This is a genomic window from Mycobacterium sp. 1164985.4, assembly GCF_001668575.1.
Lineage (GTDB): Bacteria > Actinomycetota > Actinomycetes > Mycobacteriales > Mycobacteriaceae > Mycobacterium.
The window spans coordinates 203,201-222,898 of record NZ_LZMD01000085.1 but is presented as its reverse complement, the minus strand read 5'-3'; the positions used below and the strand labels follow the sequence as shown (position 1 = coordinate 222,898).

The window sequence follows — 19,698 nt, the reverse complement described above, 5'->3', positions numbered from 1 at the left end:
ACCCCGTGCGCGCCGTGCTGATCGTGAACCCGAATGCGACCTCGACGACCGCGGCCGGCCGCGATCTGTTGGCCCACGCCCTGGAGAGCCGGGTGAAGCTGACCGTCGTCCATACCGACCATCGCGGCCACGCCATCGAGATCGCCCGCGACTCGGCCCGTGAGGGCGTCGACGTGCTCATTGTGCACGGTGGCGACGGCACGGTGAACGAAGTGGTCAACGGCGTGCTGGAGGTCGGAGGGCCCGGCGCCGCCGCACCTGCCGTCGGTGTGGTCCCCGGCGGTTCGGCCAACGTCTTCGCACGGGCGCTGGGCATCAGCCCCGACCCCATCGAGGCGACCAATCAGCTGATCGACCTGCTGTCGGAATACCGCCGTCGCAAGACGTGGCGGCGCATCGGTCTGATGGACTGCGGCGAGCGCTGGGGCGTGTTCACGGCCGGAATGGGCGTGGACGGGGACGTGGTGGCGGCCGTCGAAGCGCAGCGGGCCAAGGGACGCGCGGTGACCGCCTCCCGCTATGTGCGTGTGGCCATCCGCGAGGTGCTGGCGAGCGCCCGCAAGGAACCGTCGCTGACGCTGCATCTGCCCGACCGCGAACCGGTCACTGGCGTCCATTTCGCGTTCGTGTCCAACGCCAGCCCGTGGACGTACGCCAACGCCAGGCCGGTGTGGACCAATCCGATGACGACGTTCGAGACGGGGCTCGGACTTTTCGCCACGACCAGCATGAACGTATGGGCAAACTTGATGCTGGTCCGGCGGATGTTGTCGACGAAGGCCCGCATCGAGGCAAAACACCTGGTCCGCGACGACGACCTTCCGTGGCTGCAGGTGACCAGCGATACACCGGTCGCCTGCCAGATCGACGGCGATTATGTGGGACTTAGGGACTCGATGATGTTCACCGCGGTTCCCGATGCGCTCGGAGTGCTGGCTCCCGCCCCGGCAGACCTCTCTGACCTGCGATGATGACGTCCAAGCGTAGGATTCTGGGCGCAGTTGGATCGAGTCTAGTACAGATCGAGTGCACGGCGTGCGACGCCACCGGCCTAGTGACATTGCGCACTTGTTAACTCGCGAGTATTGACATCTGTCCAGCCTGTGAAAGCATCGAAGCAACGTTGCAGAAACATTCAATGTGCACGCGTTAAACAGCCGAAGAAAATGCCGTGCGTCGTGCTGCGCACAGGTGACGTATCTGACGAGGAGTTTGATCTAATGGATTGGCGCCACAAGGCGGTCTGTCGCGATGAGGATCCGGAACTGTTCTTCCCGGTGGGAAACAGCGGCCCGGCGCTCGCTCAGATCGCCGACGCGAAGCTCGTCTGTAACCGCTGCTCGGTGACCACCGAGTGTCTGACCTGGGCTTTGGAGTCCGGACAGGATGCTGGCGTCTGGGGCGGCATGAGCGAGGACGAGCGTCGCGCGCTCAAGCGTCGCAACGCCCGCACCAAGGCTCGCAGCGGAGTCTGAGCTTCACCAGAACCAAACATTTACGGCCCCGACATTCGTCGGGGCCGTATTTTTCTGCCAATGCACTATTGGCCATTTAGCGACGCAATTGGCCGATTCGCGAATTGTCCGGTCGTCTACTGCGCGGCCCGCCGCGGCCGGCCCAGCGGCACCCGCAGCACCACGTCGGTCCCTCCGGTCGGCACCTCGTGCATGCCGAGGGACCCGTCCAGTTCCGCCGACACCAGCGTCCGCACGATCTGCAGGCCGAGCCGGTCGGACTTCTCCAAGCTGAACCCGTGGGGCAGGCCGCGGCCGTCGTCGTGAACGACCACGTCCAGCCATCTCGCGGACCGTTCGGCCCGGATGGTGACGCTCCCCTCCCGGGCCCCGGGCTCGAAGGCGTGCTCGATGGCGTTCTGCACCAGCTCGGTGATGACCATGATCAGCGCGGTGGCGCGGTCGGCGTCGAGCACACCGAGGTCGCCGACGCGGTGGATGCGGATCGGGCTGTCAACGGCGGCAACGTCGTTCATCATCGGCAGGATGCGGTCGACCACCTCGTCGAGGTTGACCTCCTCGTCCACCGACATCGACAGCGCATCGTGCACCAGCGCGATCGACGACACCCGTCGCACCGACTCCATCAGTGCCTCGCGGCCTTCGTCGTTGTTGGTGCGCCGGGCTTGCAGCCGCAGCAGCGCGGCGACGGTCTGCAGGTTGTTCTTCACCCGGTGGTGGATCTCGCGGATCGTGGCGTCCTTCGACAGCAGGGCCCGATCGCGGCGCTTGACCTCGGTCACGTCGCGGATCAGCACCGCCGCGCCCACGGGCTTGCCGTGCACCACCAGGGGCAGGGTGCGCATCAGTACCGCCGCGCCCCCCGCGTCGACCTCCATGCGCATGCTCGATCCGCCCGCCAGCGAGTCGCGCACGTGGTTCGCCAGCTCCTGCGCCTCGAACGGGTCGCCGATGAGCGGACGGGTGACGGTGACCAGATTGTGGCCGCCCAACTCGGCGGCCAGGCCCATCCGGTGGTAGGCCGAGATCGCGTTCGGGCTCGCGAAGGCGACCACGCCGTCCTCGTCGAGCCGGATGAAGCCGTCACCCACGCGTGGGCTCGACCGCGACATCGCGATGTCGCCGACGTTGGGGAAGGTGCCTTCGGAGAGCATGTGCAGCAGGTCGCCCGCGCAGTCGAGGTACGCCGACTCCAGCGGGCTGGCCTTCCTGGCGGCCAGCGCGGTCTGATGGGTCAGCACCGCGACGACCTCGTCCTTGTACCGCACGGGGACGGCTTCCACGTTGAGTCCGGGAGAAACCTGTTGTCCCGCACCGTCTCCCACGACGATGTCGCCCCTGGTGAAGGCCGCGGCCACAAGCGGCATCGCATCGGCGTCGGCCAGCGTGCTGACCGCGTCGGCCAGCAGGACCGTCGGGGCGGTGTTCGGCCGCACCTGGGCCACGCAGACAAGGGCGCCGTCGTCGCGGCGCACCCACATCAGGTAGTCGGCGAAGGACAGGTCGGCGAGCAGCTGCCACTCGCCCACCACCGCGTGCAGATGGTCGACCGCATTGCCGGGCAACACCGTGTGCTCGGCGAGCAGGTCACCGAGGGTCGACATCGCGAACTACTTCCGGCGGCGTGTCACGGGGACGCGGTGATCAGCTGATCACCGCGATGAGATCGCCGGCCTGGATGACGTCGCCAACCGAGACGCTGACCTTGCTGACGGTCCCCGCGACCTCGGCCAGCACCGGGATCTCCATCTTCATCGACTCCAGCAGCACCAGGGTGTCCCCCTCGCCGATCTGATCGCCCTCGCTCACCACGACCTCGAGCACACTGGCCACGATCTCAGCGCGAACGTCCTCGGCCATCATCACCCCATTACTCTTCGCTGCCGTATGCGTTTCGGCATACATCGAACCACACCACCGGCTTGTCAGCGCTGTCGCCGGGTCATGAGACAATGGTTCGGACGTGCCCGGTGGATACGGGCCGAGCAATCCAGCAGAGCATTCGGAGGTAGACCATGGCCAAGCGTGGCCGTAAGAAGCGTGACCGCAAGCACTCGAAGGCCAATCACGGCAAGCGGCCCAACGCCGGTTCGAAGTCGGTGCGCTGACGCGCCCAGACGTGATCTGCGGCGTTAACCGCGCCGGATGATGGTGGTGCGGCTGATCTCGATGCGCAGCCGCTCACGCAGGCTGTCCGGGGCCTTCTCGCCCCCGCACTTCTTCGCGATCAGGTTCTTGACCCGCTCCTCGACGCCGTAGTGCCGCAGGCATGCGGGGCATTCCTCGAGGTGATGGCGCAGCTTGTCGCGCGTTTCGGGCGTGCATTCGCCGTCCAGCAGCGTCCACACCTCGGCGATGACCGCGGCACATTCGGGATGTTCGGGGTCGATCGGGCCGACCGGGGGCTGCCATCGCTCATCGTCAGAGAACGAGCTCACGACGAGACCTCCTCGGGTGTGTCCATCTGCTCTCCCCGAATGAACCCGCGGTCACGGGCCACGTCGCTCAGCAAGTCGCGGAGCTGGCGCCTACCCCGATGCAACCGGGACATCACTGTGCCTATCGGCGTGTCCATGATCTCGGCGATCTCCTTGTATGGGAAGCCTTCGACGTCGGCGTAGTACACGGCCATCCTGAAGTCCTCGGGTAGCGCCTGCAGCGCTTCCTTGATCTCACTGTCTGGCAGCGCCTCGAGCGCCTCGACCTCCGCCGAGCGCAATCCGGTCGAGGAATGTTCGGCGTTGGCCGCCAGCTGCCAGTCGGTGATCTCCTCTGTGGGGTATTCCGCCGGCTGGCGCTGTTTCTTGCGGTAGCTGTTGATGTAGGTGTTGGTCAGGATGCGGTACAGCCACGCCTTGAGGTTGGTGCCCTCCCGGAAGGAACGGAAGCCGGCGTAGGCCTTGACCATGGTTTCCTGCAACAGGTCCTCGGCGTCGGCGGGGTTGCGCGTCATCCGCAGCGCGCCGCCGTACAGCTGGTCGAGCAGCGGAATCGCATCGCGCTCGAATCGCGCGGTCAGTTCGGCGTCGGTCTCCTGCGGAGCCTCCGGCGCCGAATCTCGCGTTGACCCGTCGGAGTCGGTCATCGTGGGGAACACCGTCCCTTCTGTCGCGGTGCCAGCGAACAATCCCGATAGATCCATCGAGAGCACTGGAAAGTCCATGGCCAGCGTTGGCACCTGACCCCCTTCACTCATCCTAGAGGTTGAGACCGACATATTTTCTGTCCGCGAACCTTCGCCGCGGTACAACCACCGTCAATAACAGCGGCGCGGGCCCCGGTTGTTCCCCGGATCGCGACGTACGCGCATCGCACTAGGCTGACGCGGTGCCACGCGCAGCAACTCCGGCGCTTGCGGCCCTACTGGCCGCCGACGTCGCGCACCAGGTCTTGCGGTACCGCCACGACCCCCGCAACGAGTCGTTCGGCGAGGAGGCCGTGGACGCGCTCGCGAAGTCCGAGGGCGTCGAGCCCGGGCAGATCCTCAAGACGCTGGTGCTCACGCTGCCCAAGGGGCTCGGCGTCGCCGTGCTGCCGGTGCCGGCCACGCTCTCGCTCAAGGCGGCCGCGGCCGCCCTTGGCGTGCCCAAGGCCACGATGGCCGAACGCGCGGCGGCCGAGCGGTCGACGGGCTACGTGATCGGCGGCATCTCCCCGCTGGGCCAGCGCACGCCGCTGCCAACGGTCGTCGACGAGAGCGCGCTGGCCTGGGACCGGGTGCTGTGCAGTGCAGGCAAACGCGGCTGGGACGTCGCGGTGGCGCCGCAGGACCTCGTCCGGTTGACCGACGCCGTCACCGCCGACATCTGCGCCTGACGGTCCCCGAAACCATCTTCCCGGCCGAGAAAAGCCGAGCAGGGCCCTGCTGGAATACCGTTTCGCGGCTCTAGGGTGAGACCCATGGCACAAGCAGCGTTGTCCGGTAAAACCATGTTCATCTCCGGCGCGAGCCGCGGCATCGGCCTGGCGATCGCCAAGCGCGCGGCCGCCGACGGCGCCAACATCGCGTTGATCGCGAAAACGGCCGAGCCCCACCCCAAACTGCCGGGCACGGTGTACACCGCGGCCAAGGAACTCGAGGAAGCCGGCGGGCAGGCGCTGCCGATCGTCGGCGACATCCGCGACGGCGACTCGGTGGAATCGGCCGTCGCCAAGACCGTCGAGCAGTTCGGCGGCATCGACATCTGCGTCAACAACGCCTCGGCGATCAACCTCGGCTCGATCACCGACGTACCCCTGAAGCGGTTCGACCTGATGAACGGCATCCAGGTACGCGGCACCTACGCGGTATCGGCGGCGTGCATCCCACACATGATGGGCCGGGAGAACCCGCACATCCTGACGCTGTCGCCGCCGGTGCGCCTGGAACCTCAGTGGCTCAAGCCCACCGCTTACATGATGGCCAAGTACGGAATGTCGTTGTGCGCGTTGGCGATCGCCGAGGAGATGCGCGACGCCGGCATCGCCTCGAACACGTTGTGGCCGCGCACGCTGGTGGCCACGGCGGCCGTGCAGAACCTGTTGGGTGGCGACGAGGCAATGGGGCGCGCCCGCAAGCCCGACGTCTACGCCGACGCGGCCTACGAGGTCCTCAGCAAGCCCGCGCGCGAGTTCACCGGACAGTCGCTGTTGTGCGAGGACGTGTTGTTGGATTCCGGCGTCACCGACCTGTCGGTGTACAACTGCGTTCCCGGTGCGGAACTGGGTGTCGATCTGTGGGTGGACACCCCCAACCCGCCCGGATACACGGGCCCGTAGTCAGGCGACGACGCTCGGGCGCCCGAACCGCGCCTGCACGCCCGTCGTGAACAGCGCTCGCAACATCGGGCCGATAGGGGTGACTCCGGCGGCAGCGACGAGATCGTCGCGCACGCCGATGATTTCGGCGGCGCACAACGGCCACGGGTCATGTTCGTTGGGGACCCACCACGTGCGGCCCGCCTTACGGGTGTGCGCGCCCCACCGGGCGGTCAGCCACACCTCCAGCGGGGTCGGTGTCACCTCGTCGCCGACGCGCACGGTGACGACGCTGCGCAATCCGCGGTGCGGCCACCGCCGGTCGCTGGTGTAGGTGAGGGTGTCGGCCGTCCTGTCGATGCGCATCCTCGCCCAGGTGTAGGGGATGCCGAGGGCGAGGCGCAGCGTGGGAACGACCGCCAACCGAGCGGTCTCCAGCGAACGGAACACCACGCCGTGGCGGCCCGACTCGTCAATCGAGTACAACCGGACGTTGGTCTCGGCGAAGGTGCCGAAGTACGGCAGCGGCACCGTCCGCCCAAGCGTCGTACCGCGCATCCGGAACGGCACGAGTCCGACGTAGGTGAGCCCGTCACTGAAGACGTCGGGGCGGGTGCCCGGCGGGTAGAGCGACGCGACCGTGTCCGGGCGCACCGGCCAGTGCAGGAAAGTCAGGTCGCACCAACGTTGTTGGGAGAAGACCGGTCGCGGCACCGTACCGGCGACGACGGGGTACCCCGCCAGGGCGTCGTCGTCCATCGGGCCCGTCACCGCTTCATCGTGGCATCGCGGTCAAGGGATCGTCAGGAAACGCAGAGTTCGAAGCCGACCAGGTTGGCCGGCCAGAACAGCGCCGTCGCCATGAACGCGCCGATGTCCGAACCCGCCGGGATCCGGGTGCGGAACGCGGTGTCGATCAGCTGCACCTGCTCGGCGTCGAAGAACGCCCACACCAAACCGATCAACAGGTACGGGATGGCCAGCCACATGCCGAGCTCGAGCATCGCCTCGACGCTGACGCGACGACTGAGCAGGCGGCGCAGCGCGTTCATACCAGCGCCTTGTGCGTGCGGACCCGACGGCGGACGTCGGCGAGCAGCACATAGCTGCCGCCCTGGCGAATGAACACCGGCAGGAAACGGTTGGCGAAAGCGACTGTGAGGAACAGCGATTCGAAGAGAAACTGGTTAAACCCGCTCCACCGCAGGCCCATCTGTTCGCGGAAGACGGGCGCGAGGAATCCGGCGGTCAGGAATTTCAGCAGCGGGCGGAACGGCAGTCCCAGCAGCGGATTGATCATGCGAAGGTCGAGCATGTGCATCAGGTAGCCGCGAACCCGGTCGTCGATCTTCACCCGTTCGCACGCGGTCCGCCAGTAATCGTCGAAATCGGCGCGTGTCGGCGGCCACTGATCCTCGGTGACCTGCAACGTGGTGCCCAGCGGCCACGCGGAGCGATAGAACTGCTCGGCCTGCTGCGGTGTCATCTCACCGCGCAGCAGCTGATAGGTGTCCTCCAGGCCGACGAAAAGGCAAGCCGCCACCCACATCTGCAGCTCACGGTCGAAGGCGTTGTATCGCACCGGGCTCTCGTCGGTCGACTTGACGTGCCGGTGCGAGGTATTGACGGCCTCGCGGAACGCCGCGCGGTCATCGGGCGTCCCGAGCACCGCCACAGCGAGGTACTGGAACGTCGTCCGCGCCCGCTTCCACGGATGCTTGAGCAGGTTCCCGGAATCGACCGTGCTCTCCGCAACGCCGTAGCCGACCTCCGGCCAGGACAGCTGCATGACAACGTTGGCGGCGCCGGCGGCGAACGCCCAGAAGTCCATCGCCTCCGCGGCAGTGACCTCCGCCTCGGGGTCCCACCGGGCGGTGCGGCGCCGGACGGAGATGCGGTAACGGTCCGTCATCCGACGCACACCGCCGAGAAGACGAGTGCGGGCCAGAACGCGACGGAGCCGATCAACTGGAGCAGCCACGTGAGCCCGCTGCCGTCGAGTCGGTCCAGCCGCAGGGCCGTCCAGCCGATGCCGACGACGACGTAGGGTGCGGCGAGGATGAGCCCGGTGCCGATCCACTCGGCGACGGTCATCTCGAAGCTCAAGACCTTCTTCACCGCGCTGACCACACCGACCCCCTGACTCGACCTTCCGCACTATGTTAATGCCCATTCCGAGCTGATCAGGCAAATGCGGGAATTCCAGGCGGGTATCGAGCCCCGCGGCGTGCTCAGGAGAGCATCGATCGCACGCTGCCGGCGAAGGCGGCGGTGGTGAAACACGACGGTTCGGCGAACTCCTCCAGAGTGAGCGCATCGGCCCAATCGGCGTCGGCGGCCGCCCGCAACAGCGGTTTGGTCATCGCGACCGCGTGCGGCGGCATCGCGCAGATCCGCGAGCACCACTCATCGGCGGCAGCGAGCAGGCGATCATGCTCGACGACCTCCTGCACGAGGCCCAGCTGCTGCGCCTCGCGCGCGTCGATGTGCTCACCGCGCAGGTAGTAGGCCAGCGCACCCTGATAGCCCAGGCGCCGAGTCAGTGCCCAACTGGTACCGACCTCGGGGATCAGCCCGAGCTTGCCGAATGCGGGCACGACGACGGCGCGCTCGCTGGCGATCACGAGGTCGCACGTCAGCGCCCAGGCCAGCCCGACGCCCGCCGCCGCGCCGTTGAGCGCCGCGACGAAGATCATCTCGGAGCCCGCGATCAACCGTGCGATGCCGCCGAATTCGCGCCGGATCCAGCGCCAGATGTCGGCCGCGCCCTCGTCGGCGCCGAGTTGGTCGATCGCCGCGTCCATCATCTTCAGGTCGCCACCCGCGCTGAAGCCGGGATCGGCGCCGGTGAGCACCACCGAGCGCACGTCCGGGTCCGCGTCGAGGTCGGTCAACGCGCGCCGTAGTTGTCGCACCAGCGGGGCGGACAGCACGTTGAGCCGCCGCGGCTCGTCGAGCGTGACCACGGCCCTGTCCCCGCGGTGGTCGACGCGTACCCGCACCGGAGCGTCGGCGTCGTCACCGCCGGCCACCATCGATCGGTACAGCGAATCGGTCATGATCGAACCTCCTCGATCTCGTTGGCGCACAACGCCGCCCACGCGGCATCGGCGAAGATCTCAATCGTGCCCGGCGGTATCCGTTTCGCTGCTCCGGCGACCCAGTACCGGCTGTACTCCTGCGCGGGGCCGAGCCACAGCGCCGCCGTCACCCCGGCTTGCATGGGTTGTAGAGCGCCGTAGCGGTGGTGTGGGCGCCACCAGTCGCGGACCGCGGAGAAGAAGGCGTCGTTGTGCGCGCGTAGTTCGGCGCTGTCGAGTCGCGGCCCGAGCAGCAGGCCAGCCTCGCCGCGGTGCGCCGACACCCATCGCAGGTGATAGGCGACCCCGCCGCGGATGCCGCCTTGGGCGGTGTCGTGCCCGCGCAACATCGTCACGAACCCGGCCTGGTATTCGCCGAGCAACTGGGCGAATACCGCGGTCGCGAGCGAAAGCTTGTCGGGGAAATGGTGATACAGCGCACCGACGCTCACCTCGGCTTCACGCCGGACCTCGTCGAGCGTGGCCGAGAGCGCGCCGTCAGACGCGAAGCGACGACGTGCGACCTCCAGTAGCCGGCTCCGTGCATCGGGACGCGTCTTCGATGGCACGAGAATTACTCTAGTTGAACCGAGGAATCCTCTGTCAAGGCTCAGCGGGACTGATAGAGGATCCCGCGGCCGATCGCCTCCCGGACGAGCGGAAGCGCGGCCTGCGCCAGCGCGTCGGCGTCCACGCCATGTGCGGCGGCGAGCATCGCGATCAGCGTGCCCAGCGGCACCTCACCCCGACATCCGGCCAACAGCGCGCGCCCGATTTCGTCGACGCCGATTACCGCACCGGGCCCACCGGGACGCCGCACCGCGGCGCCGACGACCTGCCAACCGTCGGGGCCCGGCAGGGACTGCTCGTCGAGGAACACCGGCGCGGTGGACAGCCTCGTGGCCAGCAGCCGGTCATCGCTGGTGTCGTGCAGGTATGCGCGGCGGGCGAAGAACGCGTCGACCTCGTCGCCGGTGGGCGCCTCGTCGGATCCGGTGATCTCCTCGAGGACGTGGTCGGGCGGGCGGTGCTCACCGGGTCGCGATGCGCGCACCGCGATCACGCCCATCCCGATGCCGGTGATGCCCTTTTCGGTGAACCAGTCGAGCCACTGCCCTCCGCGACGCGTGGCCTGTTCGTGTTCCTCGCCGGCGTCGGCCGTCCACAGCGACACATAGCTGACCGGATCGGCGAGCTCGCGCTGCACCACCCAGGCATGCAGACCGGTGCCGGCGAGCCAGTCGCGCACCCGGTCGCGCCAGTCCTCGCCCTCGCGAACGATCCAGTTCGCCATGACCACCGCGGTGCCGCCCGGCTCCAGGTGTGCGCCGACCTGCTCGATCAGGTTGCGGCACAGGGCGTCTCCGGCGAGGCCGGAGTCCCGGTAGATGTAGTCGCGGTCGCCGGCGCCCACGACGAACGGCGGATTGGACACGATCAGGTCGAAGCGCTCACCGGCCACCGGCTCGAACAGGCTGCCGCGCTGCAGATCCCAGGACATGCCGTTGAGCCGCGCGGTCGCCGCGGCGAGCGCGAGCGCGCGGTCGTTGGTGTCGGTGGCCACGATCTGTGCGCAGTGACCGTTCAGGTGGAGCGCCTGCACGCCGCATCCGGTGCCGAGGTCGAGCGCGCGGTCGACCGGCGTGCGCACCACGGCTCGAGCCAGCGAGACCGACGCGCCGCCGATGCCGAGGACGTGATCGCGGCGCACCGGCCCCGGACGCATCGCGGCATCCAGGTCCGAGACCACGAAGAAGTCGTTGACGCCGTCGCTGTGCGGCCGGATGTCCAGAGCGGCGCGCAGCATCCCCTCGGCCGTCGCCTCCACCACGCCGCCGGCGGCCAATGTGTCGACGCCGACGGTAGGCAGCGCCAGGGCGACGTGCTCGGCGGGCTCGTCGGAGCCGAGCAGCAGCAGGCGCACCAGCCCCGCCAGGCGCCGCTGCTGCGGAGTTCCGCTGTCGAGGGCGCGGGCGGTTTCCCGCAGCGCCGGCCACCACACTCCCCTGGCGAACGCCGCGTCGACGTCGGCGCCGAGCAGGGCAGCCACCCCATCGGTGGTGTAGCCAGCGCTGCGCAGGTCGGCGGCCAGCGCGTCGACGACCGCGACATCGGACAACGGGCCGGGCGGGTCCGGCTGCGTCAAAGCAGGGTGCCTTGTTCGGCCTGGGGTTCGACGGGCTCGATCAGCTCGGGGCCGTTGTTGCGCACGCTGTTCACCAGCCGCGACACCTCGCGTATCTCGATGCGGTCAAGGTCACCGTGGCCGCGCAACAGCCCCTCGTCGATCGGAGCGTCGGGATCGAGCCAGCGGTCCCAATCGCGTTCGCTGATCGTCAGCGGCATCCGGTCGTGGATCTCGGCCAGCGGACCGGCGGCGTCGGTGGTGATGATCGTGCAACTGAGCAGCGGTTTGGCATCCTTGGGCGCCTCCTTCGGTCGCCACGTGGACCAGAGGCCGGCCATGAAGAGCGGCTCGCCGTCGCCGGCGTACATGAAGAAGGGAATTTTCGGAGCCCTTCCCTCTCCCTTTTTCAGCCACTCGTACCAGCCGTCCATCGGCACCAGGCACCGCTTGCCCTTCGCGGGATTGCGGAACACCGGCGAGGTGGTCAGCTTGTCCGACCGGGCGTTGATCAGCAGCGGCCCCTTGGTCTCGGGGCTGCCGTCCTGCGTGGCCTTCGCCCACGGCGGCACCAAACCCCATCGCATCGAGCGCAGCCGACGGGTGGCGTCGTCATCGGGTTCGCTGTGGCGCTTGACCACCGTGGTGACGGTCGTGGTGGGCGCGACGTTGTAGTTGGGCCGCGAGGCGTCCTTACCGTCGGAAGTGGCCGACGTGGTCTCGTCGATCGCCTTAATCTTCTCGGCCAACAGAGCCGGGTCGGTGGTGACTGCGAAACGTCCGCACATGAATCCCATGGTGGCACGCGAAGCCGACAGGGGAAGATGGAGCGGTGAGCGCCCCCGGACACCAAGAAAGTCAGGCCTGGCCGGCACCGTCGGCGTCGACGCCGGTGCATGCCACGGTCACCGTGCCCGGCTCGAAGTCGCAGACGAATCGGGCGCTGGTGCTGGCGGCGTTGGCCACGGCGAACGGCGAATCGTCGCTGCGCGGCGCGCTGCGCAGCCGCGACACCGACCTGATGATCGGCGCGCTGCAGGCGCTCGGCGTGACGGTGGAGGGCCACGCCGACGAGCTGCGCGTGAGCGGGCGGATCGCACCGCGCGACGGTGCGCGCATCGATTGCGGGCTGGCCGGCACGGTGCTGCGGTTCGTGCCGCCGCTGGCGGCCCTGGGCACCGCGACGGTCACGTTCGACGGTGACGAACAGGCGCGAGCCCGCCCGATCGCGCCGCTTCTCGATGCGATGCGGGGCCTGGGTGTCGACATCGACGGCAAAGGGCTGCCCTTCGCGGTGCGGGGCGCTGGATCGGTCTCCGGCGGGACGGTCGAGATCGACGCGTCGGGTTCGTCGCAGTTCGTCTCCGGATTGCTGCTGTCCGGGGCGAGCTTTCGCGAGGGACTGACCGTGGTGCACACCGGCGAGACCGTGCCGTCGGCGCCGCATGTGGCGATGACGGTCGCGATGCTGCGCGACGCCGGAGTCGACGTCGACGACCGCCGCGACAACCAGTGGCGGGTCTCGCCGGGGCCGGTGGCCGCGCGGCACTGGGACATCGAACCCGACCTGTCCAACGCCGTGCCGTTCCTCGCGGCCGCGGTGGTCAGCGGGGGAACTGTGCGGTTGACCGGCTGGCCGAAGGCGAGCACCCAGCCGGCCGACGCCATCATCGCGATCCTCAAGAAGCTCGGATCGGTTGTGCGGCATGGCGATACCTACCTCGAGGTGTGTGGCGCCGAGTTCTACGGCGGTATCGACGTGGACCTGCACGAGGTCGGCGAGCTCACGCCCGCGGTTGCCGCGCTGGCCGCGCTGGCCACCCCCGACTCGGTGTCGAAGCTGTCTGGCATCGCGCATCTGCGCGGACACGAAACCGACCGGCTCGCAGCGCTGTCGGCGGAGATCAACGGCCTCGGCGGCCAGTGCGAGGAGACCGCGGACGGGCTGGTGATCACGGCGCGCCCACTGCACGGCGGGTTGTGGCGGTCGTACGCCGATCACCGGATGGCCACCGCAGGTGCGATCGTCGGGCTGCGGGTACCCGACGTTGCGGTGGAGGACATCGAGACCACGGCCAAGACGCTGCCCGAATTTCCCCAATTGTGGGCCGACATGCTCGCGGGGCAGACGCCGGAGGTCGACCGGGCTTGAGCCGACGCGAGTACGACGAGTCCGACGTCCGGGTGCGGCCCGGCCGAGGCTCGCGGCCGCGGACCAAGATTCGGCCCGACCATGCCGACGCGCAGGAAGCGATGGTGGTGACCGTCGACCGGGGGCGGTGGGGATGCGCGCTCGGCGGCGACCCGGACCGCCGCGTCGTCGCGATGCGCGCCCGCGAACTGGGCCGCACCCCGATCGTGGTCGGCGACGAGGTGGGCATCGTCGGCGACCTGTCCGGGCGGCCGGACACGCTGGCCCGGATCGTTCGGCGCGGTGATCGGCGAACCGTGTTGCGCCGCACGGCCGATGACACCGATCCGACCGAGCGCGTCGTGGTCGCCAATGCCGACCAGTTGTTGATCGTCGTCGCGCTGGCCGACCCGCCACCCCGCGCCGGGCTCGTCGAACGGGCGTTGATCGCGGCCTACGCCGGTGGGCTCGAGCCGATCCTCTGTCTGACGAAGACCGACCTCGCGGCGCCGGAGCCGTTCGCGGCGCAGTTCGCCGACCTCGACCTGACGATCACCACGGCGGGCCGCGACGACCCGCTCGACGCGGTGGCCCCGCTGCTGGCCGACCGGGTCACGGTACTGCTCGGCCACTCGGGTGTGGGCAAGTCGACACTGGTGAATCGCCTTGTGCCGCAGGCCGAACGGGCTACCGGCGAGGTGACCGACATCGGGCGGGGCAGGCACACGTCGACGCAGTCGGTCGCGCTGCCGCTGGACGTCGGGGGGTGGGTGATCGACACGCCCGGCATCCGGTCGTTCGGGCTGGCTCACATCGAGCCCGACGATGTGCTGTTGGCGTTCTCCGATCTGGCCGAGGCGATCAAGGACTGCCCGCGCGGCTGCGGCCATATGGGTCCACCCGCCGATCCGGAGTGCGCGCTCGACACGTTGACCGGCCCGGCGCTCAACCGGGTCACCGCGACCCGCCGACTGCTGTCGGCACTGCACGCCTGACTCCTTCTGCGCGAGCGACCGTGTTTGCACACGACACGCCGCGCATTCGCGGCACTTTGCGAGCGCTCGCGGCCAACGACGGTGCTTAAAGTGCACCACCCATATGACCCCGCGAGCCGTACAGTCGGGGTCTGCGCGTGGTACTCGACTAGCGGACGCGCGGCTTCGGCCGTACGCCCGACTGGTGCGCGGACCGGACGACGACGAGCCGACGCCGCAGGCCTACCTCATCGCGCGCAAACATTGATGCACGCTCAGCACGCCGCCAGCGTGCGCATAGTGCTGAAATTCCGCGGCGTGTCGTGTGCAAACACGCACGCTCGCGGAACTTCAGGGGGCAGTGGCTAGGCGGCGCGCTGGGTTCGAGCCTGGGCGCGGATGGCGCGCTTCTCGCGGCGGCGGGCCCGCACGGCGGCGATCGACGACTTGAGGCCGCGCCGCTGCGTCGGCTCCAGTTCGGCGAACATTCGCTCGCTGCGCGTCTCGGGCGCATCGTCGGCGGTGTCCCGCAGGAACCTGTCCGGAAGCGACAGCTTGGCGATCGTGCGCCACGTCTTGCCGTACTGCACCAGGAACGAACCCGTCGTGTACGGCAGGTCGTATTTGTCACACAGATCGCGCACCCGCATGGAGATCTCGTAGAGCCGGTTGCTCGGCAGATCCGGGTACAGGTGGTGCTCGATCTGGTGGCACAGGTTGCCACTCATGAACCGCAGCACCGGGCCGTTCTCGAAGTTGGCGCTGCCGAGCATCTGGCGCAGGTACCACTCGCCCTTGGTCTCGCCGATCATGTCGGTCTTGGTGAATTTCTCTGCGCCATCGGGGAAGTGGCCGCAGAAAATCACCGCGTTGGACCAGATGTTGCGGATGATGTTGGCCACCGCGTTCGCCTTGAGCGTCGACTTGTACGTCGCACCCGGCGACAGTGAGGTCACCGCGGGCCAGGCGACGTAATCCTTGAACACCTGCTGGCCGGCCTTGGTGCCGAACTCGCGCAGCCGGATCATGGTCGCTCTGCGGTCGTCGCGGCCCTTGAAGATCTTGCCGATCTCGAGGTGCTGCAGACCGACGCCCCACTCGAAGAGCGTGGCGAGCATGGTGTTGTACAGCAGGTTGAAAACGTTGTGCGGCTTCCACTTCTGGTCGCGCGTCACGCGCAGCAGACCGTAGCCCACGTCGTCGTCCATGCCCAGGATGTTCGTGTACTTGTGGTGCATGAAGTTGTGGGTGAAGCGCCAGTGTTTGGCTGCCCCGCTCATGTCCCACTCCCACGTCGAGGAGTGGATCTCGGGATCGTTCATCCAATCCCATTGACCGTGCATGACGTTGTGGCCGATCTCCATGTTCTCGATGATCTTGGCCACGCCCAGGGTTGCGGTGCCCGCCCACCATGCCGAGCGACGCGAGCTGGCGGCCAGCATCACACGACCGGCGATCTCCAGCGCACGCTGTGCGGCGATGGTGCGGCGGATGTAGCGCGCGTCGCGCTCACCACGGGAGTCCTCGATGTCCTGCCGGATCGCATCCAACTCCACGGCCAGACTCTCGATGTCGGCATCGGTGAGATGCGCGAACTCGGGAACGTCGGTGATTGCCATCGTCAGGCCTCCTCTCGCATGCCTACGCTACCGTAACCTACGTACCCGTAGGTTACCTGCCAGTAAACCTCAGACATCCAGCACACAATCGCCGGATGCTGCGGAGACGCAGGTCTGCACCCTGCTCCCCGGTTCGTGCTCGACACCGGTGCGCAGGTCGCGGACGTGGCCTTCGACGAGGCCCACCACGCACGACTGGCAGATGCCCATGCGGCATCCGAACGGCATCCGGATGCCGGCTTCTTCGCCCGCCTCCATAAGCGGCGTCGCGGCGTCCACCTCGACCGTCTTGCCGCTACGCGCGAACTCCACGGTTCCGCCCTGCCCGTGCACCGCAGCCCTGGACACCGCGAACCGCTCCAGGTGCAGGCGCTCGGCGAGCCCGGCCGCCGCCCAACTCCGCTGGGCCGCATCGAGCATGCCCTCGGGACCGCACGCCCAGGTCTGGCGATCGCGCCAGTCGGGCACCTCGTCGTCGAGCCGCGACAGGTCCATCCGGCCATGTGTACGCGTCGCGCGGACCCGCAGCCGGTAGCCGACGTGCGCATCGGCCAGCTCGGCGAGCTCGGCGGCGAACATGACATCGGATTCCGTTGGCGCAGAATGCACATGGACGATGTCGGTGATCTGATCGCGGCGGGCCAGCGTGCGCAGCATCGACATCACCGGCGTGATGCCGGAGCCGCCGGTCAGGAACAGCACCTTCGACGGCGCGGGATCGGGCATGACGAAGTTGCCCTGCGGCGCGGCCAGGCGCACGATCGTGCCCGGCGCGAGCCCGTCGACGAGATGCGTCGACAAGAACCCTTCGGGCATCGCCTTGACAGTGATTGTGATGGTCCGGATGGTGCGCGACGGGGCCGAGGTCAGCGAGTAGGACCGCCAGCGCCAGCGGCCGTCGATCTGCACACCGATGCCGATGTACTGGCCTGGCTGGTAGTCGAACGAGAAACCCCACCCGGGCTTGATGACCAGCGTGGCCGAATCCTCGGTCTCCCGCCGGACGTCGAGCACTCGGCCGCGCAGCTCGCGCGCCGACCACAGGGGGTTGGCGAGCTGCAGGTAGTCATCGGGAAGCAGCGGCGTCGTGATCCGGCTCGCGATGGTGCGCAGGGCCCGCAGGCCCGGATTGCCGGAGTTGACGGTCGGGCGCACCGTGTCGGCGACATTGGCCGAGACTTTGACGTAGTTCTTGGCCATGAACCTACGGTACCGTAACCTACGCTTCCGTATCCAGCCGGATATCCGGCCGACCGCCACTCAGAGCAATTCGAGCAGGAACGGCAGCTCCTGCGGCGCATACCAGGCCAGGTCGTGGTCCTGGGCGTCGCCGACGACGAACTCCGCGTCCTCGTCGCCGAGATCGGCCTCGTCGACGGCTTCGATCGCGGGCAGCACCGCGGACTCGGCCTCGGCGTTGTCGACGTAGGCGGCGATGACGTCGTCGAACGAGATCGGGCCGGCCAGCCGCACCACGGCGTCGTCGAGATCGGGGCGGACGGTCGCGTCGTCGACCTCGGCCTCCACCACCGCGCGCCGCGGCGGCAGGTCACCCACTCCTTCTCCCGCGAGCAGGCGCAGCGAGGCCATCGCGGCCTCCTGGCGCGCGACCTCGGCGAGCTCCTCGTCGTCGCCCTCGGCGTAGGACTCGCGCAGCGCATGCGTCACCGCGAACGCCGTGCCGCTGCGGGCGTGCATCACCCGGTCGGCAACGAGCTGCTGCAGCATGGTCAGGGTCGCGGGGATGTAGACGCGCACCAGGCGAGATTAGTCGTCGGCCGCCTTTTCGCTCGCCGGATCCTTCTCCACCGAGATCACGAAGTCGTCGCCGTGTTCGGTCACCCCGTGGATGACCGCGGTGTCGACGGCTTCCCTGGCGTACTGCTGTCGGACCATCATCGGGTCGCGGCGCAGATCCTTCACCAGACCCACCGCCAGGCCGACCATCACGACGACGAACGGCAACGCCGCCAGGATCGTGATGGTCTGCAGACCGTTCAGCGCGTCCTCCCCGCCGACCAGCAGCATCACCGCAGCGACGGCACCGGTCGCCACACCCCAGAAGATTACGGTGCCTCGACCGGGTTTGATCGTGCCGCGCTCGGACAAGGAGCCCATCACCACCGATGCGGCGTCGGCTCCGGACACGAAGAAGATCGCGACGAGCACCATCACCAAAACGCTGGCGATCGTGGCGATCGGATATTGGTCGAGCAGGCCGAACAGCTGAGCCTCGATGCTGTCCTCACCGGCGAGGTCCACGCCCTCCTGCTGCTCGCGGATGGCCGAACCCCCGAACACCGCGAACCACACCAGCGACACCAGGCTCGGCACCAGCAGCACACCGGTGACGAACTGGCGGATGGTGCGCCCGCGTGAGATCCGCGCGATGAACATCCCGACGAACGGCGTCCACGACACCCACCACGCCCAGTAGAAGATCGTCCACGTCTGCAGCCACTCGTTGACGTCGGAGCCCTCGGCGCCGGTGCGCGCCGACATCATCGCCAGGTCGGCTACGTAGCTGCCCAGCGATGTCGGCAGCAGGTTGAGGATGAAAACCGTTGGGCCCACGACGAATACGAAAAGAGCGAGTACGAGGGCCAGCACCATGTTGATGTTGGACAACCACTGGATGCCGCGCGCGACCCCCGACACCGCCGAGAGCACGAACGCCACCGTGAGCACCGTGATGATGACGACGAGGATCGTGTTGCCCGTCTCGCCTATGCCGCCGACGATCTGCAGCCCGCTGCGGATCTGCAGCGCGCCGAGACCGAGCGAGGCGGCCGAGCCGAACAGCGTGGCGAAGATCGCCAGCATGTCGATGACCTTGCCCAGGGGACCTCTCGCGCGGTTGCCCAGCAGTGGCTCGAAGGCCGCGCTGATCAACTGCAGCCTGCCCTTGCGGTAGACGCCGTAGCTGATCGCCAGGCCCACGACCGCATAGATCGCCCACGGGTGCAACGACCAGTGGAACAGCGTGGTGGCCATCGCGGTCTGCACGGCCTCGGGATTACCGGCCGGACCGGTGCCGGGCGGCGGCGTCGCGAAGTGCGACAGCGGTTCGGCGACCCCGAAGAACATCAGTCCGATGCCCATGCCCGCGCTGAACATCATCGCGACCCAGGACACCCCGTGGAACTCGGGTTGCTCGTCGTCGCGCCCCAACGGGATCGCACCGAAACGACCGAGCGCGAGCCACAGGACGAAGACGACGAAACCTGAAGCCGTCAGCACGAACAGCCAACCGGTGTTGTTCATCACCCACGTCAGCGCGCTGTCCGACGCTGACGCCAGCGATGAGGTGCTGATGAATCCCCAGGTCAGAAAGCCGATGGCGATGACCGCGGTGATCCCGAAGACGATCCAGTCCACGCCGCGGGACCGGGCGGCGGCGTCCTCCAGGGGCGGACGGTCGAGCGCCGGGTGAGGGACCACGTCCTCATTGGGCGATCGGAGTGCCCGGCGCGTCGCGGCCCGGGTCCTTCCTGTCGTCTCGTTCTCTGCGCTGGTCGTCATGATGACTCAATTCGACCTTGCTGGCCGCGAGCGAG

Annotated in this window: 23 protein-coding genes; 7 read left to right on the top strand and 16 right to left on the bottom strand. The window is 68.2% G+C overall.

What is annotated here, in order from left to right; translation table 11 throughout:
• The first annotated feature begins 5 nt into the window (after positions 1 to 5).
• A complete protein-coding gene (locus tag A5650_RS19675) occupies positions 6 to 971 on the top strand; it encodes a diacylglycerol/lipid kinase family protein (protein ID WP_067295289.1) in 966 nt (321 codons plus the stop codon).
• A gap of 249 nt (positions 972 to 1,220) precedes the next feature.
• Positions 1,221 to 1,475 (top strand): WhiB family transcriptional regulator, encoded by a 255-nt coding sequence (locus A5650_RS19670; RefSeq protein ID WP_067295286.1) that lies wholly within the window; start codon positions 1,221 to 1,223, stop codon positions 1,473 to 1,475.
• 116 nt (positions 1,476 to 1,591) lie between these two features.
• Here the strand turns inward: A5650_RS19670 and A5650_RS19665 are convergent, their stop codons facing one another.
• Positions 1,592 to 3,079 (bottom strand): sensor histidine kinase, encoded by a 1,488-nt coding sequence (locus tag A5650_RS19665; RefSeq protein ID WP_067295283.1) that lies wholly within the window; start codon positions 3,077 to 3,079, stop codon positions 1,592 to 1,594.
• 40 nt (positions 3,080 to 3,119) lie between these two features.
• Positions 3,120 to 3,335, bottom strand: coding sequence for a biotin/lipoyl-binding carrier protein (locus A5650_RS19660; RefSeq protein WP_043414713.1), 216 nt, complete (start codon positions 3,333 to 3,335; stop codon positions 3,120 to 3,122).
• A 155-nt stretch (positions 3,336 to 3,490) separates the two neighbouring features.
• Between A5650_RS19660 and A5650_RS27705 the strand changes: the two genes are divergently transcribed.
• Complete coding sequence (locus A5650_RS27705; protein WP_003882799.1) at positions 3,491 to 3,583, top strand: 50S ribosomal protein bL37; 93 nt, start codon at positions 3,491 to 3,493, stop codon at positions 3,581 to 3,583.
• Between the two features lie 24 nt (positions 3,584 to 3,607).
• On the opposite strand, the gene rsrA is transcribed toward A5650_RS27705, so the two are convergent.
• Positions 3,608 to 3,865 (bottom strand): mycothiol system anti-sigma-R factor, encoded by a 258-nt coding sequence (rsrA, locus tag A5650_RS19655; RefSeq protein ID WP_231992675.1) that lies wholly within the window; start codon positions 3,863 to 3,865, stop codon positions 3,608 to 3,610.
• A gap of 44 nt (positions 3,866 to 3,909) precedes the next feature.
• Positions 3,910 to 4,560: a sigma-70 family RNA polymerase sigma factor gene (locus tag A5650_RS19650; protein ID WP_197501927.1), complete on the bottom strand. Its 651-nt coding sequence runs from the start codon at positions 4,558 to 4,560 to the stop codon at positions 3,910 to 3,912.
• A 242-nt stretch (positions 4,561 to 4,802) separates the two neighbouring features.
• Here A5650_RS19650 and A5650_RS19645 point away from each other — a divergent pair, with 242 nt between their 5' ends.
• Together A5650_RS19645 and A5650_RS19640 are read left to right on the top strand one after the other, a co-directional pair.
• Positions 4,803 to 5,291, top strand: a complete 489-nt coding sequence (locus A5650_RS19645; RefSeq protein WP_067295274.1) for an aminoacyl-tRNA deacylase — start codon at positions 4,803 to 4,805, stop codon at positions 5,289 to 5,291.
• An 84-nt stretch (positions 5,292 to 5,375) separates the two neighbouring features.
• On the top strand, positions 5,376 to 6,233 hold the full coding sequence (locus tag A5650_RS19640) for an SDR family oxidoreductase (protein ID WP_082950839.1): 858 nt from the start codon (positions 5,376 to 5,378) through the stop codon (positions 6,231 to 6,233).
• On the opposite strand, the gene A5650_RS19635 is transcribed toward A5650_RS19640, so the two are convergent.
• The 8 genes from A5650_RS19635 to A5650_RS19600 all read right to left on the bottom strand — a co-directional run bounded on the left by A5650_RS19635 (position 6,234) and on the right by A5650_RS19600 (position 12,205).
• Positions 6,234 to 6,971 carry a YqjF family protein gene (locus tag A5650_RS19635; RefSeq protein WP_067295268.1) on the bottom strand — a complete coding sequence of 246 codons (738 nt, stop codon included), beginning with the start codon at positions 6,969 to 6,971 and terminating at the stop codon, positions 6,234 to 6,236.
• 44 nt (positions 6,972 to 7,015) lie between these two features.
• Positions 7,016 to 7,264, bottom strand: a complete 249-nt coding sequence (locus A5650_RS19630) for a hypothetical protein (protein ID WP_067295264.1) — start codon at positions 7,262 to 7,264, stop codon at positions 7,016 to 7,018.
• Positions 7,261 to 8,124 (bottom strand): oxygenase MpaB family protein, encoded by an 864-nt coding sequence (locus A5650_RS19625; RefSeq protein WP_067295259.1) that lies wholly within the window; start codon positions 8,122 to 8,124, stop codon positions 7,261 to 7,263. Before A5650_RS19625 ends, A5650_RS19630 begins: the two co-directional genes overlap by 4 nt.
• Positions 8,121 to 8,342: a hypothetical protein gene (locus A5650_RS19620; protein ID WP_231992667.1), complete on the bottom strand. Its 222-nt coding sequence runs from the start codon at positions 8,340 to 8,342 to the stop codon at positions 8,121 to 8,123. Before A5650_RS19620 ends, A5650_RS19625 begins: the two co-directional genes overlap by 4 nt.
• A 101-nt stretch (positions 8,343 to 8,443) precedes the next feature.
• Positions 8,444 to 9,271, bottom strand: a complete 828-nt coding sequence (locus A5650_RS19615) for an enoyl-CoA hydratase/isomerase family protein (RefSeq protein WP_067295256.1) — start codon at positions 9,269 to 9,271, stop codon at positions 8,444 to 8,446.
• The gene (locus A5650_RS19610; protein ID WP_067295252.1) at positions 9,268 to 9,861 is read right to left on the bottom strand and encodes a TetR/AcrR family transcriptional regulator; all 594 of its coding nucleotides are present in this window, start codon (positions 9,859 to 9,861) and stop codon (positions 9,268 to 9,270) included. Before A5650_RS19610 ends, A5650_RS19615 begins: the two co-directional genes overlap by 4 nt.
• 41 nt (positions 9,862 to 9,902) lie before the next feature.
• A complete protein-coding gene (locus A5650_RS19605) occupies positions 9,903 to 11,438 on the bottom strand; it encodes a DUF7782 domain-containing protein (protein ID WP_067295249.1) in 1,536 nt (511 codons plus the stop codon).
• Entirely contained in the window at positions 11,435 to 12,205 is a 771-nt protein-coding gene (locus tag A5650_RS19600; protein WP_067295492.1) for an SOS response-associated peptidase, read from the bottom strand. The genes A5650_RS19605 and A5650_RS19600 overlap by 4 nt, the downstream gene beginning before the upstream one ends.
• Before the next feature lie 44 nt (positions 12,206 to 12,249).
• Between A5650_RS19600 and aroA the strand changes: the two genes are divergently transcribed.
• Positions 12,250 to 13,569, top strand: a complete 1,320-nt coding sequence (gene aroA / locus A5650_RS19595; RefSeq protein ID WP_067295246.1) for a 3-phosphoshikimate 1-carboxyvinyltransferase — start codon at positions 12,250 to 12,252, stop codon at positions 13,567 to 13,569.
• The gene (gene rsgA, locus A5650_RS19590; protein ID WP_067295243.1) at positions 13,566 to 14,543 is read left to right on the top strand and encodes a ribosome small subunit-dependent GTPase A; all 978 of its coding nucleotides are present in this window, start codon (positions 13,566 to 13,568) and stop codon (positions 14,541 to 14,543) included. Before aroA ends, rsgA begins: the two co-directional genes overlap by 4 nt.
• A gap of 344 nt (positions 14,544 to 14,887) precedes the next feature.
• Here the strand turns inward: rsgA and A5650_RS19585 are convergent, their stop codons facing one another.
• The 4 genes from A5650_RS19585 to A5650_RS19570 form a co-directional block, all read right to left on the bottom strand.
• Complete coding sequence (locus A5650_RS19585; protein ID WP_067295239.1) at positions 14,888 to 16,141, bottom strand: fatty acid desaturase family protein; 1,254 nt, start codon at positions 16,139 to 16,141, stop codon at positions 14,888 to 14,890.
• Between the two features lie 69 nt (positions 16,142 to 16,210).
• Positions 16,211 to 17,341 carry a ferredoxin reductase gene (locus A5650_RS19580; RefSeq protein WP_067295236.1) on the bottom strand — a complete coding sequence of 377 codons (1,131 nt, stop codon included), beginning with the start codon at positions 17,339 to 17,341 and terminating at the stop codon, positions 16,211 to 16,213.
• A 60-nt stretch (positions 17,342 to 17,401) separates the two neighbouring features.
• Positions 17,402 to 17,902 carry a DUF6912 family protein gene (locus tag A5650_RS19575; RefSeq protein ID WP_156744203.1) on the bottom strand — a complete coding sequence of 167 codons (501 nt, stop codon included), beginning with the start codon at positions 17,900 to 17,902 and terminating at the stop codon, positions 17,402 to 17,404.
• Between the two features lie 6 nt (positions 17,903 to 17,908).
• Positions 17,909 to 19,663, bottom strand: a complete 1,755-nt coding sequence (locus A5650_RS19570) for a BCCT family transporter (protein WP_067295229.1) — start codon at positions 19,661 to 19,663, stop codon at positions 17,909 to 17,911.
• Positions 19,664 to 19,698 lie beyond the last annotated feature (35 nt).